At 68.8% G+C, this 15,897-nt stretch carries 16 protein-coding genes; 1 reads left to right on the top strand and 15 read right to left on the bottom strand.

Translation table 11 applies throughout. From position 1 onward, the window contains the following. The first annotated feature begins 116 nt into the window (after positions 1 to 116). On the top strand, positions 117 to 1,955 hold the full coding sequence (locus OHB41_RS31135) for a glycoside hydrolase family 18 chitinase (RefSeq protein ID WP_266701406.1): 1,839 nt from the start codon (positions 117 to 119) through the stop codon (positions 1,953 to 1,955). 89 nt (positions 1,956 to 2,044) lie between these two features. Here OHB41_RS31135 and OHB41_RS31130 read toward each other — a convergent pair whose 3' ends face one another. The 15 genes from OHB41_RS31130 to prmC all read right to left on the bottom strand — a co-directional run bounded on the left by OHB41_RS31130 (position 2,045) and on the right by prmC (position 15,877). Then, positions 2,045 to 2,491, bottom strand: coding sequence for a DUF2550 domain-containing protein (locus tag OHB41_RS31130; RefSeq protein ID WP_153288573.1), 447 nt, complete (start codon positions 2,489 to 2,491; stop codon positions 2,045 to 2,047). Between the two features lie 161 nt (positions 2,492 to 2,652). Continuing rightward, positions 2,653 to 3,027, bottom strand: a complete 375-nt coding sequence (locus OHB41_RS31125) for a F0F1 ATP synthase subunit epsilon (protein WP_054233220.1) — start codon at positions 3,025 to 3,027, stop codon at positions 2,653 to 2,655. Between the two features lie 130 nt (positions 3,028 to 3,157). After that, positions 3,158 to 4,594 (bottom strand): F0F1 ATP synthase subunit beta, encoded by a 1,437-nt coding sequence (gene atpD / locus OHB41_RS31120; RefSeq protein ID WP_266701405.1) that lies wholly within the window; start codon positions 4,592 to 4,594, stop codon positions 3,158 to 3,160. Beyond that, positions 4,594 to 5,508 (bottom strand): F0F1 ATP synthase subunit gamma, encoded by a 915-nt coding sequence (locus OHB41_RS31115; protein WP_266701404.1) that lies wholly within the window; start codon positions 5,506 to 5,508, stop codon positions 4,594 to 4,596. Before OHB41_RS31115 ends, atpD begins: the two co-directional genes overlap by 1 nt. A 21-nt stretch (positions 5,509 to 5,529) precedes the next feature. Beyond that, on the bottom strand, positions 5,530 to 7,119 hold the full coding sequence (atpA, locus tag OHB41_RS31110; RefSeq protein ID WP_266701403.1) for a F0F1 ATP synthase subunit alpha: 1,590 nt from the start codon (positions 7,117 to 7,119) through the stop codon (positions 5,530 to 5,532). 125 nt (positions 7,120 to 7,244) lie between these two features. Next, the gene (locus OHB41_RS31105; RefSeq protein ID WP_266701402.1) at positions 7,245 to 8,066 is read right to left on the bottom strand and encodes a F0F1 ATP synthase subunit delta; all 822 of its coding nucleotides are present in this window, start codon (positions 8,064 to 8,066) and stop codon (positions 7,245 to 7,247) included. Further along, positions 8,063 to 8,605 (bottom strand): F0F1 ATP synthase subunit B, encoded by a 543-nt coding sequence (locus OHB41_RS31100; RefSeq protein WP_266701401.1) that lies wholly within the window; start codon positions 8,603 to 8,605, stop codon positions 8,063 to 8,065. The genes OHB41_RS31105 and OHB41_RS31100 overlap by 4 nt, the downstream gene beginning before the upstream one ends. Before the next feature lie 40 nt (positions 8,606 to 8,645). Continuing rightward, complete coding sequence (atpE, locus tag OHB41_RS31095) at positions 8,646 to 8,876, bottom strand: ATP synthase F0 subunit C (RefSeq protein ID WP_031039373.1); 231 nt, start codon at positions 8,874 to 8,876, stop codon at positions 8,646 to 8,648. 73 nt (positions 8,877 to 8,949) lie between these two features. Next, positions 8,950 to 9,771: a F0F1 ATP synthase subunit A gene (atpB, locus tag OHB41_RS31090; RefSeq protein ID WP_168530264.1), complete on the bottom strand. Its 822-nt coding sequence runs from the start codon at positions 9,769 to 9,771 to the stop codon at positions 8,950 to 8,952. A 225-nt stretch (positions 9,772 to 9,996) separates the two neighbouring features. Further along, the gene (locus OHB41_RS31085) at positions 9,997 to 10,434 is read right to left on the bottom strand and encodes a Cg1360 family ATP-synthase-associated protein (RefSeq protein WP_266701400.1); all 438 of its coding nucleotides are present in this window, start codon (positions 10,432 to 10,434) and stop codon (positions 9,997 to 9,999) included. A 285-nt stretch (positions 10,435 to 10,719) separates the two neighbouring features. Beyond that, positions 10,720 to 12,054 (bottom strand): MraY family glycosyltransferase, encoded by a 1,335-nt coding sequence (locus tag OHB41_RS31080; protein WP_266701399.1) that lies wholly within the window; start codon positions 12,052 to 12,054, stop codon positions 10,720 to 10,722. A gap of 126 nt (positions 12,055 to 12,180) precedes the next feature. After that, a complete protein-coding gene (glyA, locus tag OHB41_RS31075; protein ID WP_266701398.1) occupies positions 12,181 to 13,422 on the bottom strand; it encodes a serine hydroxymethyltransferase in 1,242 nt (413 codons plus the stop codon). A 214-nt stretch (positions 13,423 to 13,636) separates the two neighbouring features. Beyond that, complete coding sequence (locus tag OHB41_RS31070; protein WP_266701397.1) at positions 13,637 to 14,284, bottom strand: arsenate reductase/protein-tyrosine-phosphatase family protein; 648 nt, start codon at positions 14,282 to 14,284, stop codon at positions 13,637 to 13,639. 52 nt (positions 14,285 to 14,336) lie between these two features. Beyond that, a complete protein-coding gene (locus OHB41_RS31065; RefSeq protein ID WP_266701396.1) occupies positions 14,337 to 14,984 on the bottom strand; it encodes an L-threonylcarbamoyladenylate synthase in 648 nt (215 codons plus the stop codon). Between the two features lie 53 nt (positions 14,985 to 15,037). Then, entirely contained in the window at positions 15,038 to 15,877 is an 840-nt protein-coding gene (gene prmC, locus OHB41_RS31060) for a peptide chain release factor N(5)-glutamine methyltransferase (RefSeq protein WP_266701395.1), read from the bottom strand. Positions 15,878 to 15,897 lie beyond the last annotated feature (20 nt).

Here is a 15,897-nt window from a genome sequence, read left to right as displayed (position 1 = left end):
GGGCTTCGCACAGTGCTGTGTTCACTGGTCCAGACCTATTGACCTATGGTCCAGACCTTTCTATTCTCACCGCACTGCGCTCAGTCATGCCCACGACACCCCCGAGGAGAGGCATCATGCGCTTCCGGCACAGAGCCCGACAGAAAACCGTGGCAGGTCTCACCACCCTGCTCCTCCCCCTCGCCGCCCTCGTCGGCCTCGCGAGCCCCGCCCATGCGGCCACCTCCGCCACCGCCACCTACACCAAGACCCAGGACTGGGGCACGGGCTTCGGCGGCCAGTGGACCGTCAAGAACACCGGCACCACCGCCATCAGCTCCTGGACGATCCAGTGGGACTTCCCCTCCGGTACGTCCGTCACCTCGGCCTGGGACGCGGACGTCACCAACTCCGGCACCCACTGGACCGCCAAGAACAAGTCCTACAACGGCACCCTCGCCGCGGGCGCCTCCGTCTCCTTCGGCTTCAACGGCGCCGGCTCCGGCTCCCCCTCCAACTGCACCCTCAACGGCGGCAGTTGCGACGGCGGAACCACCGTCCCCGGTGACAACCCGCCCTCCGCGCCCGGCACTCCCACCACCTCCTCCCTCACCGACACCTCGGTGAAGCTCTCCTGGAGCGCGGCCACCGACGACAAGGGCATCAAGAACTACGACGTCCTGCGCGGCGGCGCCAAGGTCGCCACCGTGACCGGTACGACCTACACCGACACCGGCCTGACCGCCGGCACCGACTACTCGTACACCGTCCAGGCCCGTGACACCGCCGACCAGACCGGACCGGCCAGCGGCGCGGTCTCGGTGCACACCACCGGCGGCACCACCACCCCGCCGGCCAGTGGCAACGCCGTCAAACTCGGCTACTTCACCGAGTGGGGCATCTACGGCCGCAACTACAACGTCAAGAACCTGGTGACGTCGGGCTCGGCCGCCAAGATCACGCACATCAACTACGCCTTCGGCAACGTCACCAACGGCCAGTGCGCGATCGGCGACTCCTACGCCGACTACGACAAGGCCTTCACCGCCGACCAGTCGGTCAGCGGCGTCGCCGACACCTGGGACCAGCCGCTGCGCGGCAACTTCAACCAGCTGCGCGAGCTGAAGGCCAAGTACCCGAACATCAAGGTCCTCTGGTCCTTCGGCGGCTGGACCTGGTCCGGCGGCTTCGCCCAGGCCGCCGCCAACCCGGCCGCCTTCGCGCAGTCCTGCTACAACCTCGTGGAGGACCCGCGCTGGGCGGACGTCTTCGACGGCATCGACATCGACTGGGAGTACCCGAACGCCTGCGGTCTGTCCTGTGACACCAGCGGCGCCGCGGCCTACAAGAACCTGATGCAGGCCCTGCGCGCCAAATTCGGCACGGGCAACCTGGTCACCGCGGCCACCACGGCCGACGGCACCTCCGGCGGCAAGATCGACGCCGCCGACTACGCGGGCGCCTCGCAGTACGTCGACTGGTACAACGTGATGACGTACGACTTCTTCGGCGCGTTCGCCGCACAGGGCCCGACCGCCCCGCACTCGCCGCTCACCTCGTACAGCGGCATCCCGACGCCCGGCTTCACCACGGCCGACGCGATCGCCAAGTTCAAATCGAAGGGTGTGCCCGCGAGCAAGCTGCTGATCGGCATCGGCTTCTACGGCCGCGGCTGGACGGGCGTCACCCAGGACGCGCCGGGCGGCACGGCGACCGGACCCGCGGCGGGCACGTACGAGCAGGGCATCGAGGACTACAAGGTCCTCAAGACGTCCTGCCCGGCCACCGGCACCGTCGCCGGAACCGCGTACGCGCACTGCGGCAGCAACTGGTGGAGCTACGACACCCCCGCCACCATCGGCACGAAGATGTCGTGGGCCAAGAGCCAGGGTCTGGGCGGCGCGTTCTTCTGGGACTTCAGCGGCGACACCAGCAACGGTGAACTGGTCAGCGCCGTCAACACCGGCCTGAGCTGACCTCGCACCACCCCCCACAGCCGCCGCGGGCGGACCTCCGGGTCCGTCCGCGGCGGTCTTCCCGGTTCACGGGCGACGACGGGCGAGGGTCAGGCGACGTTCACTCGCTGTCCGGGCGGGGCCGCCTCCAGCCACGCGAGGAAACCGGTCAGCGCGTCCTCGCTCATCGCCAGCTCCAGCCGCGTGCCCCGGTGGACACAGGCCAGGATGATCGCGTCGGAGAGCAGCGCGAGCTCCTCCTCACCGTCCGGGGCACGCCGGCCGGCCACCTCGATCGCCGAGCGCTCCAGCACCCGGCGCGGGCGGGGGGAGTACGAGAAGACCCGGTACCACTCGATGCGGTCGCCGTTGTAGCGGGCGACGCCGTAGCCCCAGCCCTTGCCGCTGGTGTCGCTCTTCTCGGGTACGTCCCAGCGCAGGCTGCAGTCGAACGTGCCGCCGGAACGCTGGATGAGCCGGCGGCGGAGGCCGAAGACGAACAGCCCCACCACCACGAGAGCCACTACCAATCCGCACACAGTCAGAGCGAGGACCATCGACACCGACCTCCTCGTCTCCTAGGTAACGGAAAAGAAAAAACCTCCGCATTCGCCTCAGCCGCGGCCGGGGCCGGAATCATCCGGTCCCAGCCGCGGCTGAGGCAAAGCATCACACGGCACTCCCCCAGTACCCTAAGGCTCTGGGGGGTGCCCCCGGATCAGCGCGCCGACACCGCCCGGAGTCGGACATCCGCCCGACGCTCGGCGGAGGCATCGCCCTCCGCCTTGGCGCGCTCGAGCTCCCGCTCCACGCGCTGGACGTCGATCTCGTCCGACAGCTCGGCGATCTCGGCCAGCAGCGACAGCTTGTTGTCCGCGAACGAGATGAAACCGCCGTGCACCGCGGCGACGACCGTTCCACCATCACTCGTACGGATGGTCACCGGGCCGGACTCCAGCACACCGAGAAGCGGCTGGTGACCGGGCATGACGCCGATGTCGCCGGACGCGGTACGCGCGACGACCAGGGTGGCCTCGCCGGACCAGACACTGCGGTCCGCGGCGACGAGCTCGACATGCAGCTCAGCAGCCAAGGTGGGCTCCTCGGGTCACCACCCGGCCGTTGCCGCCGGGTGTTGGGTCAAAGTCTAATGGGCGTACGGAGAGGGACGGGACGCACCCCGCGAGGTGCGGGCCCGCCCCCCTCACTCACGAACACGAGGTTCAGGAGACGCCGAGCTCCTTGGCGTTGGCCTTGAGGTCCTCGATGCCACCGCACAGGAAGAACGCCTGCTCCGGGAAGTGGTCGTACTCACCGTCGATGATCGCGTTGAAGGCCGCGATCGACTCCTCCAGCGGGACGTCCGACCCGTCGACGCCGGTGAACTGCTTGGCGACGTGGGTGTTCTGGGACAGGAAGCGCTCCACGCGACGGGCACGGTGGACGGTGAGCTTGTCCTCCTCGCCCAGCTCGTCGATACCGAGGATCGCGATGATGTCCTGAAGGTCCTTGTACTTCTGAAGAACCGACTTGACGCGCATCGCGGCCGCGTAGTGGTCCGCCGCGATGTAGCGGGGGTCCAGGATGCGGGACGTGGAGTCCAGCGGGTCCACGGCCGGGTAGATACCCTTCTCGGAGATCGGACGGGAGAGAACCGTCGTCGCGTCGAGGTGGGCGAACGTGGTGGCCGGGGCCGGGTCGGTCAGGTCGTCCGCGGGGACGTAGATCGCCTGCATCGAGGTGATCGAGTGACCACGGGTCGAGGTGATGCGCTCCTGGAGGAGACCCATCTCGTCGGCCAGGTTCGGCTGGTAGCCCACCGCGGAGGGCATACGGCCGAGCAGGGTCGAGACCTCGGAACCGGCCTGCGTGAAGCGGAAGATGTTGTCGATGAAGAACAGCACGTCCTGCTTCTGCACATCGCGGAAGTACTCCGCCATGGTCAGACCCGCGAGGGCCACGCGCAGACGGGTGCCCGGGGGCTCGTCCATCTGGCCGAAGACAAGGGCGGTCTTGTCGATGACGCCCGAGTCCGACATCTCCTCGATGAGGTCGTTGCCCTCACGGGTGCGCTCACCGACACCGGCGAACACGGAGACACCGTCGTGGTTGTTGGCGACGCGGTAGATCATCTCCTGGATGAGCACCGTCTTGCCGACACCGGCACCACCGAACAGACCGATCTTTCCACCCTTGACGTACGGGGTGAGAAGGTCGATGACCTTGACGCCGGTCTCGAACATCTCGGTCTTCGACTCGAGCTCGTCGAAGCGCGGGGCCTTGCGGTGGATGGTCCAGCGCTCGCCGTCGTACTTCTCGTCGGTGTTCAGCACCTCACCGAGGGTGTTGAAGACCTTGCCCTTGGTGAAGTCGCCGACGGGGACCGTGATGCCGGTACCGCTGTCGGTGACCGCGGCCTGGCGGACCAGACCGTCGGTGGGCTGCATGGAGATCGTGCGGACCAGGCCGTCACCCAGGTGCTGGGCGACCTCCAGGGTCAGCGTCTTCTTCTCGCCGGCGTTGGCCGGGTCGGCCACCTCGACGTGAAGGGCGTTGTAGATGTCCGGCATCGCGTCGACGGGGAACTCCACGTCGACGACCGGGCCGATGACCCGGGCGACGCGGCCCGTGGCAACGGCCGTCTCAGAAGTCGTCGTCATTACTTGTCACTCCCCGCGGTCGCGTCGGCAAGGGCTGCGGAGCCACCGACGATCTCGCTGATTTCCTGGGTGATTTCGGCCTGGCGGGCCGCATTGGCAAGGCGGGAGAGCGTGGTGATCAGGTCTCCCGCGTTGTCGGTCGCCGACTTCATCGCGCGGCGCGTGGCGGCGTGCTTGGAGGCAGCCGACTGGAGCAGCGCGTTGTAGATACGGCTCTCGACGTAGCGCGGCAGCAGGGCGTCGAGGACGTCCTCCGCCGATGGCTCGAACTCGTACAGCGGAAGGATCTCGCCCGTGGGCGCTTCCTCCGCGACCTCTTCGAGGCGAAGCGGCAGCAGCCGGCCGTCGATGGCCGTCTGCGTCATCATCGAGACGAACTCGGTGTAGACGATGTGGAGTTCGTCCACCCCGCCGTCCGCCGTCTCCTTCTCGATGGCCTCGATGAGCGGACCCGCGACCTTCTTCGCGTCCGCGTAGGTGGGCTCGTCGGTGAAGCCCGACCACGACTCCGCGACCTTGCGCTCGCGGAAGTTGTAGTGGGCCAGACCGCGGCGGCCGACGATGTACGTGTCGACCTCCTTGCCCTCGGCCTCGAGACGGGCGGTCAGCAGCTCCGCCGCCTTGATGGCGTTGGAGTTGAAGGCGCCGGCCAGTCCGCGGTCGCTCGTGAGGAGCAGCACCGCGGAACGGGTCGCCGTCTCCGCCTCCGTGGTCAGCGGGTGCTTGGTGTTCGAACCCGTACCGACCGCCGTGACCGCGCGGGTGAGCTCGGTCGCGTACGGCGCGGAGGCCGCCACCTTGCGCTGCGCCTTGACGACGCGCGAGGCGGCGATCATCTCCATCGCCTTGGTGATCTTCTTGGTCGCGGTGACGGATCGGATGCGACGCTTGTAGACCCGGAGCTGGGCTCCCATGAGTCAGGTCCCTTCCTTACGTCACTTGGCAGCGGCCGGGGCGTCCTCGCCGAGAAGCTTCCCGTCCGAGGTCTCGAACTGCTTCTTGAAGTCCGCGATGGCGTCCGCGATGGCGGTGAGGGTGTCGTCCGACATCTTGCCGCCCTCCTTGATGGAGGTCATGAGGCCCTGCTCCTTGCGGTGCAGGTACTCCAGGAGCTCCTTCTCGAAGCGGCGGACGTCGGAGACCGGCACGTCGTCCATCTTGCCGGTGGTACCGGCCCACACGGAGACGACCTGGTCCTCGGTCGGCATCGGCTGGTACTGAGCCTGCTTGAGCAGCTCGACCAGTCGCTGACCGCGCTCCAGCTGCGACTTCGACGCGGCGTCCAGGTCGGAACCGAAGGCGGCGAACGCCTCCAGCTCGCGGTACTGGGCCAGGTCGAGGCGGAGCCGGCCGGAGACCTGCTTCATCGCCTTGTGCTGGGCGGAGCCACCGACACGGGAGACCGAGATACCGACGTTCAGGGCCGGACGCTGGCCGGCGTTGAACAGGTCGGACTCCAGGAAGCACTGGCCGTCGGTGATGGAGATGACGTTGGTCGGGATGAACGCCGACACGTCGTTCGCCTTGGTCTCGACGATCGGCAGACCCGTCATCGAACCGGCGCCCATCTCGTCGGAGAGCTTCGCGCAGCGCTCCAGCAGACGGGAGTGCAGGTAGAAGACGTCACCGGGGTAGGCCTCGCGGCCCGGCGGACGGCGCAGCAGCAGGGAGACGGCGCGGTAGGCGTCGGCCTGCTTCGAGAGGTCGTCGAAGATGATGAGGACGTGCTTGCCCTCGTACATCCAGTGCTGACCGATGGCCGAACCGGTGTACGGCGCCAGGTACTTGAAGCCGGCCGGGTCGGACGCCGGGGCGGCGACGATGGTCGTGTACTCGAGCGCGCCGGCCTCTTCGAGGGCGCCACGCACGGAGGCGATGGTCGAACCCTTCTGACCGATGGCGACGTAGATGCAGCGGACCTGCTTCTTCGGGTCGCCCGAGCGCCAGTTGTCGCGCTGGTTGATGATCGTGTCGACGGCCAGCGCGGTCTTGCCGGTCTGACGGTCACCGATGATCAGCTGACGCTGGCCGCGGCCGACCGGGGTCATCGCGTCGACGGCCTTGTAGCCGGTCTCCATCGGCTCGTGCACCGACTTGCGGACCATGACGCCCGGGGCCTGCAGCTCGAGGGCGCGGCGGCCGGACGTCTCGATCTCGCCGAGGCCGTCGATCGGGTTGCCGAGCGGGTCGACGACGCGACCGAGGTAGCCCTCGCCCACGGCGACGGACAGTACCTCACCGGTGCGCTGCACCGGCTGGCCCTCCTCGATGCCGCTGAACTCGCCGAGGACGACCGCACCGATCTCGCGCTCTTCCAGGTTCAGCGCGAGACCGAGGGTCCCGTCCTCGAACTTCAGCAGCTCGTTCGCCATGGCCGAGGGAAGACCCTCGATCTTGGCAATACCGTCGCCGGCGACGGTGACCGTACCGACCTCCTCGCGCGAGGCCGCGTCCGGCTGGTACGACTGGACAAAGTTCTCCAGCGCGTCCCGGATCTCCTCCGGCCGGATCGTGAGCTCCGCCATCTGGGTTCCCTGCTCTCCTTGTTGGGCCCGAAGTGTTCTTGGGGGTCTGGGGTCAGCCCCCAGGAATCCTCTGCACGGCCCAACCAGGGCCGTAAGTACAACGTGTTGCGCGTATTGAGTTGCTGCTAGCCGGCCATGCGGCGGCCGGCGTCGTCGAGCCGGTCCGCGATGGCGCCGTTGATGACCTCGTCACCGACCTGCACCCGGATCCCGCCGAGGACCTCGGGGTCCACGTCGAGGTTGAGGTGCATCGCGCGGCCGTAGAGCTTCGCCAGGGCGGCGCCGAGGCGCTGCTTCTGGCCGTCGCTCAGCGGGACCGCCGAGGTGACGACGGCGACCATGCGGTCCCGGCGCTCGGCGGCGAGCTTGGACAGGGACTCGAGTCCCGCCTCCAGGCTACGTCCACGCGGCGCGGTCACAAGGCGCGTCACCAGACGCTCGGTGGTCGCGTTGGCACGGCCGCCGAGCAGGCTGTGGACCAGCTCGCTCTTGGCCGCCTTCGAGGCGGCGCGGTCGGTCAGCGCGGCACGCAGCTCGGTGTTCGAGGAGACGATCCGGCCGAACCGGAACAGCTCGTCCTCGACGTCGTCGAGCGTGTTCGCCCGCTGGGCGGCCGTGAGGTCGGCGATGTTCGCCAGTTCCTCCAGCGTGTCCACCAGGTTGCGCGACCGCGACCAGCGCGAGCGCACCAGGCCGGCCACCAGGTCCGCGGTCGGACCGCTGACCTGGCCGCCCAGCAGGCGCTGGGCCAGCTCGGCCTTGGCCTCACCGGGCTGCGCCGGGTCGGTCAGGACCCGACGCAGCGACACCTCGCGGTCGAGCAGTGCGGTGACGGCGGCCAGCTCGTCGGCGAGCTGTGCCGCGTCCACGGACGTCGAGTCCGTCAGCGCGTCGAGACGCTCACGGGCTGCAGCGAATGCCTCGCGGCTCGCTCCGTGCGCTGTCATCGAGTCGCCTCGGCCTTCTCCTCGAGCTCGTCGAGGAAGCGGTCGATGACGCGGCTCTGCCGGGCGTAGTCCTCGAGGGACTCACCGACGAGCTTGCCGGCCAGGTCGGTGGCGAGCTTGCCCACGTCCTGGCGCAGCGCCTGGGCAGCGGACTTGCGGTCGGCCTCGATCTGCGAGTGGCCGGCGGCGATGATCTCCTCACGCTGCCGCTGGCCTTCCGCGCGCATCTCGGCGATGAGCGTGGCGCCCTGCTCCTGCGCCTCCTGGCGCAGCCGCGCGGCCTCGTGCCGGGCTTCGGCGAGCTGGGCCTTGTACTGCTCCAGCACGCTCTGGGCCTCGGTCTGAGCGGCCTCGGCCTTCTCGATACCGCCCTCGATGGCCTCGCGGCGCTCGTCCAGAACCTTGTTGATGTTCGGAAGGAGCTTCTTGGCGAGGAAGCCGAAGACGATGACGAAGGCGATCAGGCCGATGACAAGCTCAGGGATCGGCGGGACGAGCGGGTTCTCCTGCTCGGCCGCCAGAATGAGCAGCTGGCTCATATCAGTGCCTTTCGTCTAGGGGGCTGTCGTCGATCCGACGTCACACGCCGTAGACGAACGGCATGACCAGACCGATGAGGGCGAGCGCCTCACAGAAGGCGAAGCCGAGAATCTGGTTGGCGCGGATCAGACCGGCGGCCTCAGGCTGACGGGCGAGCGCCTGGGTGCCGTTACCGAAGATGATGCCGACGCCGACGCCGGGGCCGATGGCCGCGAGGCCGTAACCGATCGAGCCGAGCGAGCCGGAGACAGCGGCAAGGGTCTGGGACATGCCAGTTCTTCCTTTTCTTTACGGACCGGTGGGGGTTGGCCACCGGACGACTGCGGGGTCGAGAAGCGGGCGCTCAGTGGTGCTCGGCCAGCGCGCCCTGGATGAAGGAGCAGGTCAGCAGCACGAACACATACGCCTGCAGGGCCTGGATGAACAGCTCGAAGGCCGTCATGACGATGACCATGATGAACGAGACGCCCGCGTAGGCGATCCCGATGCCGTTGAGCAGGTACCAGCTGGCGATCGTGAACAGCAGCAGCAGGGTGTGGCCGGCGAACATGTTCGCGAAGAGTCGCACCGCGTGCGTGAAGGGCCGGACGATCAGGTTCGAGAAGAACTCGATGAGCATGGCCAGCGGCAGCACGGGGCCGAGCGACTTGTCGTATCCCGTGAAGTTCTTGAGGGCGCCGACGAAGCCATGACGCTTGAAGGTCAGCGAGACCCACAGGACGTAGACGATCAGGGCCAGCACCACGGGGTACGAGATGATCGCCGTGACCGGGAACTGGGCGACCGGCACGATCGACCAGAGGTTCATCATCCAGACGAAGAAGAAGAGCGAGACGACGAGCGGTACGTACTTCTCGCCTTCCTTCTTGCCGATGGTCTCGTAGACGATGCCGCGCCGGACGAAGTCGTAACCCGTCTCGGCGACCATCTGGAGCTTGCCCGGGACGACCTTCGGCTTGCGGAAGGCCGCCCAGAAGAAGCCGACGATGATGATCGAGCCGAGCAGCGCCAGCAGCATCGTCTTGTTGAAGTACAAGTTGCTGTCCCCGTCGCCCAAGAGGGGCTTGAACAGGAACGAGTGCAGGCCGGGAGCCGGGAAGCCACAGCCGTCGAAGATGTGGCAGTCGGTCTCGAAGGCGAGCACCTGCGTCGGGTCAGCACTCACCGCGGGCTCCTTCAGCGTGGCGCATAGGTACGGCAACCTCGTTGTGTCGGCGCGGCGCGCAGCCGCGGTTCGGCACTGGACTGGTGTTACGGATGGGAGGGCGGCTGTGGGGCATCAAGCCTCGCGATTGAGCAGGCGTCAGCTCAGATGCCCGCGCCCGCGATGCCGCAGTTGGCACCGGACGATAGCAGGATCTCCTACAGGCACTTATCCCGGCCCTACCCCTCACGACGAGTGCCCCGTCTTTTCGGGCTTGTCGCCCTTCGCGGACTCGGGCTCGACATAAAGGATCTTGGCGCTCATGTGGGCACGCGCCTGTGCGCCGATCCACGCGAGCGTGGCGGCGACCAGGGTGATCGCGAAGGCTTTGGGGTTGAACAGCGTCGTGTTCTTGAACGCGGCGACGAAGATGAACAGCAGAAGAATCTGTGCCGTGTAGAGCAGGAGGCCCATCGCCTGGAACAGGTGCGGAAGCGATTTGGCTGTGCGCTGCAGAACGTAGAGCCCGATGCCCATGAACAGGATCACGACCAGCGTCGCGACGACCGCCCCGAGCGCTCCCTTGCCACCCGCGACCACACCGCTGACCACGGCGGCGATCGCGCCGACGGCAGCTGTGGGCACGGCGGCCTGAAGGAGAATCCGGGCGTCATTGGACGGCATGGCGGCAACTCCGCTTGCTAAGGGGGGCAGGGTGTCGTCATGGACGAGCGTAGTCCCGGGTGGAGAGGGATCCTCACGCCAAGGGGCCGTCTCACGACGGTCCTTCGGCTCCACCCCGGGTTCTCGTGAACCGTATCACAAACTATTTGATGCGGTCTTTACCTAGATGGTGTGCTCGCTGTCACACATGAGAGTGAACCTGCGCGTCTGTGCAAAATAGCGGGCAACTTGTCTGCTATTGGCACGGTTTGCCGTTGTCGCCTCTTGCACAATTCTTACTTTGCATCAGCGTGAACTTTCGGCCCCGCGACGGTCCAGGACGCGCGGACGAGTGCCAATTGCCGTCGCCCCGTTGACTCCTGAGACTCCGACGACGACCGGCGCTCGCTCTTCGTGGTCGGCGTCCTGCGCCGCCTCGGCCCCGTCGACCGGGACCGCCGAGGTGGCGGCGCGACGACGCCGGTAGCGCGGCGGCACGAGGTGCTCGGCCCAGCGCGGAGCGCGCGGTGTGAAGCGCGGCAACAGGAGCAGCACCAGCCCGACCGCGCTGAACGCGGCGATACCGAGCACGCTCCACATGGCTCCCGAGTTCACCGAGTAGGCGAGGGCTCCGAAGGCGATGAGCGCCGACCAGAAGTACATGATCAGCACGGCCCGGCTGTGCGAGTGGCCGACCTCCAGCAGACGGTGGTGCAGATGCCCGCGGTCGGCGGCGAACGGCGACTGTCCGCGCCAGGTGCGCCGCACGATGGCGAGCACGAGGTCGGCGGCCGGGATGGCGATGATCGTCAGCGGCAGCAGCAGCGGGATGAAGACGGGCACCGTCTGGTGCACGGTGTTGCGCGGGGAGCCGGTGAAGAGGTTCATCACGTCGGGGTCGATCTGCCCCGTGATACTGATCGCGCCGGCGGCCAGCACCAGCCCGATCAGCATCGAGCCGGAGTCCCCCATGAAGATCCGCGCCGGGTGCATGTTGTGCGGCAGGAAGCCCAGGCACATGCCCATCAGGATCGCCGCGAACAGCGTCGCCGGGGCGGCGGCCTCGATGCCGTAGCTGTACCAGATGCGGTAGGCGTACAGGAAGAACGCGGCGGAGGCGATGCACACCATGCCGGCGGCGAGCCCGTCGAGCCCGTCGACGAAGTTCACGGCGTTGATCGTGATGACCACCAGCGCCACCGTCAGCAGGGTGCCCTGCCACTGGGTGAGGGCCACCAGGCCGACACCGGGGATCGGCAGCCACAGGATCGTCAGACCCTGCATGACCATCACACCCGCGGCGATCATCTGACCGCCCAGCTTGATCAGGGCGTCGATCTCGAACTTGTCGTCCAGTACACCGATCAGCCAGATCAGTGCCGCCCCGGAGAGCAGCGCGCGCGGCTCGTTGGAGTTGGAGAAGACCGCGTTGAGGTTCGTCAGGTGGTCGGCGACCAGCAGTCCGGCGCACAGACCGAAGAACATCGCGATGCCGCCGAGCCGCGGTGTGGGTTCCCGGTGCACGTCCCGTGCCCGGATCTGCGGCATGGCTCCGGCCACGATCGCGAACTTCCGTACCGGCCCGGTCAGCAGATACGTCACCGCGGCCGTGACACAGAGCGTCAGCAGATATTCACGCACGGGCTTCCCCACAGGTCTCGCTGGCCATCTCAGCCCCACACCCTAGCGATGCGCGCATACGGTTGAGGACTTCCGGGTAGCGACGATGGTTGCACGACTGACTGTGCACACGAGCGCGTGTACCCCTCAGAGGTCCGGATAGGGCGGAAATCTTCCGGTGAGCTCCCGCACTTCTTCACGCGCGGTCCTGCTGTCCTTCCCACCCCGCAGCACCGCCGCGAACACCGCCGCGACCTGCGCCATCTCCATCTCGCCCATGCCCTGCGTGGTCATCGCCGCGGTGCCCAGCCGCAGGCCCCGCGTCTCCCCGTACGGCAGCGCACAGGTGTCGAGGACCATTCCGGCGGCGGCGAGCCGACCGCGTGCGGTCCGCCCGTCGAGGCCGAACGGCGCCGGGTCGGCGGTCAGCATGTGGGTGTCCGTGCCGCCCGTGGTCAGGGCGAGTCCCTCCGCCGCCAGCCGCTCGGCCAGCGCCCGCGCGTTGGCCACCACCTGATGGGCGTACGCGGTGAACGCGGGCGTCGCCGCCTCGCCGAACGCGACGGCCTTGGCGGCGATCGTGTTCATCTGCGCGCCGCCCTGGGTGAACGGGAAGACGGCGCGGTCGACGCGCTCCGCCAGTTCCGCGCCGCACAGGATCATGCCGCCGCGTGGCCCGCGCAGCACCTTGTGGGTCGTCGCGCAGACCACGTCGGCGTACGGCAACGGGCTGGGCGCCGCTCCCCCGGCGACCAGCCCGATGGGATGGGCGGCGTCGGCGATGAGATAGGCGCCCGCCTCGTCGGCGATCTCCCGGAAGAGGGCGTAGTCGATGTGCCGGGGATAGGAGATGGAGCCGCAGACGATGGCCTTGGGGCGGTGCGTCCGGGCCAGCGCCCGCACCTGCGCGTAGTCGATCCGCCCGGACTCCCGCTCCACCCCGTAGCCGACGAAGTCGAACCAGCGGCCGGAGAAGTTCGCCGGCGACCCGTGCGTGAGGTGACCGCCGAACGGCAGCCCCATGGCGAGCACGGTGTCGCCGGGGCGCAGCAGGGCGGCGTACGTGGCCAGTACGGCCGACGATCCGGAGTGGGACTGCACGTTCGCGTGATCGGCGCCGAACAGGGCCCTGGCGCGCTCCACGGCCATCCGTTCGGCGACGTCGACGATCTCGCAGCCGCCGTGGTGACGGGCGCCGGGGTATCCCTCGGCGTACTTGTTGGCGAGCGGCGACCCGAGGGCGGCCAGCACGGCCGGCGAGGTGAAGTTCTCGGCCGCGATCAGCTGCAACGACGTCGACTGCCGCACCAGCTCCCCGAGCAGGACCTCGGCGAGTTCCGGGTCCTGTCGACGCAGGACATCCGCTTCCAGCGTGTGTGTGACCGGCATGGTGGTCTCCGGACCTCGGCAGGTGGTGCGCCACGTCCTCGGCGGCGGGATGCGCTACGTCCAATGTAGAACCGCGGTCCCGAGGCCGCCCGGTCTCGCCCGGACCCGTACCCCCGTCGGCCTAGCGCGGGCCGGCCCGGCGCCCGCGTGCCCCGCCCGTGCCGGACGCGCCCGCGTCCCACGCCCGTGTCGGACGGTCGCCCGCCCGCTCGTGTCAGGCGCTCGCCCGCACGCCCGTCAGCGCCGTCACGACCGGGTCCAGCGCCTCGTTGATCTCGTCCCCGATGGACCGGAAGAAGGGCAGCGGCGCACCGTAGGGGTCGTACACCTCGTCCGCCTCCGCCGTCGGCGCCAGCAGCCACCCGCGCAGCGCCGCCGCGGCCCGCACCAGGGCACGAGCGCGTTCGACCACGCCGTCCTCCAGCGGGGGCAGCGTCGCCGTGTCTATGGCCCGTACGAGACGCGTGAACTCCTTCAGCGTGAAGGTGCGCAGACCCGCCGAGTGGCCCATGGAGATGACCTGGGCGCGGTGGTCGCGGGTGGCCGTCAGGACCAGGTCGGCCCTGATGACGTGGTCGTCGAGGAGCTCGCGGCCGACGAAGCCCGAGGCGTCCGCGCCGAAGTCCGCGAGGACCGTCTCGGCGTTGGCCTCCATGGGCGCGCCCTCGTGGCCCCAGGTGCCGGCGCTCTCCACGATCAGGCCGCCCCACAGCGGGTCGCCGAGCCGGTCGGCGAGGGCATGACGGGTCAGCCGCTCGGTGATCGGCGAGCGGCACACGTTGCCGGTGCTGACGTGGAGGATGCGGAAGGACCCCCCGGGGGAACCATTGGACCCCGCGCTCCCCGTACCTATGCCACGCATGGGGGTGCCCCCTGGTCGAGGGGGCCCGGGAGCCTGGGGGAGACGGGGGCTGTCAATTCGCCACCTCGAGGTCGGGTACGACCTTCCGCAGCTCCTCCGCCGACAGCGCCCCGGCGCGCAGCAGCACGGGCACCTTGCCGGTCACGTCCACGATGGAGGAGGGCACGTTGCCCGGGGTCGGACCGCCGTCCAGGTAGACGGAGACGGAGTCCCCGAGCATGTCCTGCGCGGCGTCGCAGTTCTCCGGCGCCGGGTGGCCGGTGAGGTTCGCGGAGGAGACGGCCATCGGGCCGACCTCCGTGAGCAGTTCGATGGCGACCGGGTGCAGCGGCATGCGCACGGCCACCGTGCCCCGGGTGTCCCCCAGGTCCCACTGCAGGGACGGCTGGTGCCTGGCGACGAGCGTCAGGGCGCCCGGCCAGAACGCGTCGACGAGCTCCCAGGCCATCTCGGAGAAGTCCGTGACGAGCCCGTGCAGGGTGTTCGGGGAGCCGATGAGGACAGGGGTGGGCATGTTGCGGCCGCGGCCCTTGGCGTCGAGCAGATCGGCGACGGCCTCCGAGGTGAACGCGTCGGCACCGATGCCGTAGACCGTGTCCGTCGGGAGGACCACCAGTTCGCCACGGCGGACGGCGGACGCGGCCTCACGCAGACCGGTCGTGCGGTCGGTGGCGTCGTTGGTGTCGTATCGCCGTGCCATTTAGCGGGCCTCCTCGTACACGTACTGCTGGCTGGGGAACGGGATGCGCGTACTCACGGCATCGCCTTGCGGGCGGTCGCGAACCGCGGCCGGTTGTTGAGGTCCGGATGGTCGGCCGCGTCGGCCCAGCCCCGCTCCTCGGTGAAGATCCACGGCACCTGTCCGCCCTGGGTGTCGGCGTGCTCGATGACGACGACGCCGCCGGGGCGCAGCAGCCGGTGCGCGGTGCGCTCGATGCCGCGGATGAGGTCGAGTCCGTCCTCGCCGGAGAACAGGGCGAGTTCGGGATCGTAGTCCCGGGCCTCCGGCGCCACGTACTCCCACTCGGTGAGGGGGATGTACGGCGGGTTGGAGATCACCAGGTCCACCTGCCCGTCGAGGTCGCGGAAGGCCTCCAGGGCGTCTCCCTGGCGCAGGTCGACCCTGGACCCCTCGACGTTCTTGCGCGTCCACCGCAGGGCGTCCTCGGACAGCTCCACGGCGTGGACGCGGGAGCGCGGGACCTCCTGCGCGAGGGCGAGCGCGATGGCGCCCGAGCCGGTGCAGAGGTCGACGATCATCGGTTCGACGACGTCCATCGCGCGGACGGCGTCTATCGCCCAGCCGACCACGGACTCGGTCTCCGGGCGGGGCACGAAGACGCCGGGGCCTACCTGGAGCTCCAGGTAGCGGAAATAGGCGTGCCCGGTGATGTGCTGGAGCGGCTCGCGGGCCTCCCGGCGCGCGATCACCTCCCAGTAGCGGGCGTCGAAGTCCGCGTCCTTGACGGTGTGCAGCTCGCCCCGCTTCACGCCGTGCACGAAGGCGGCGAGCTCCTCCGCGTCGTTGCGCGGTGAGGGCACGCCGGCGTCGGCCAGCCGCTGGGTGGCCTGGGCCACTTCCGCGAGCAGCACGCCGCGGGGGTTTGGGGGTC

The organism is Streptomyces sp. NBC_01571 (genome assembly GCF_026339875.1).
Lineage (GTDB): Bacteria > Actinomycetota > Actinomycetes > Streptomycetales > Streptomycetaceae > Streptomyces.
This window is presented reverse-complemented; position numbering and strand designations above follow the sequence as displayed.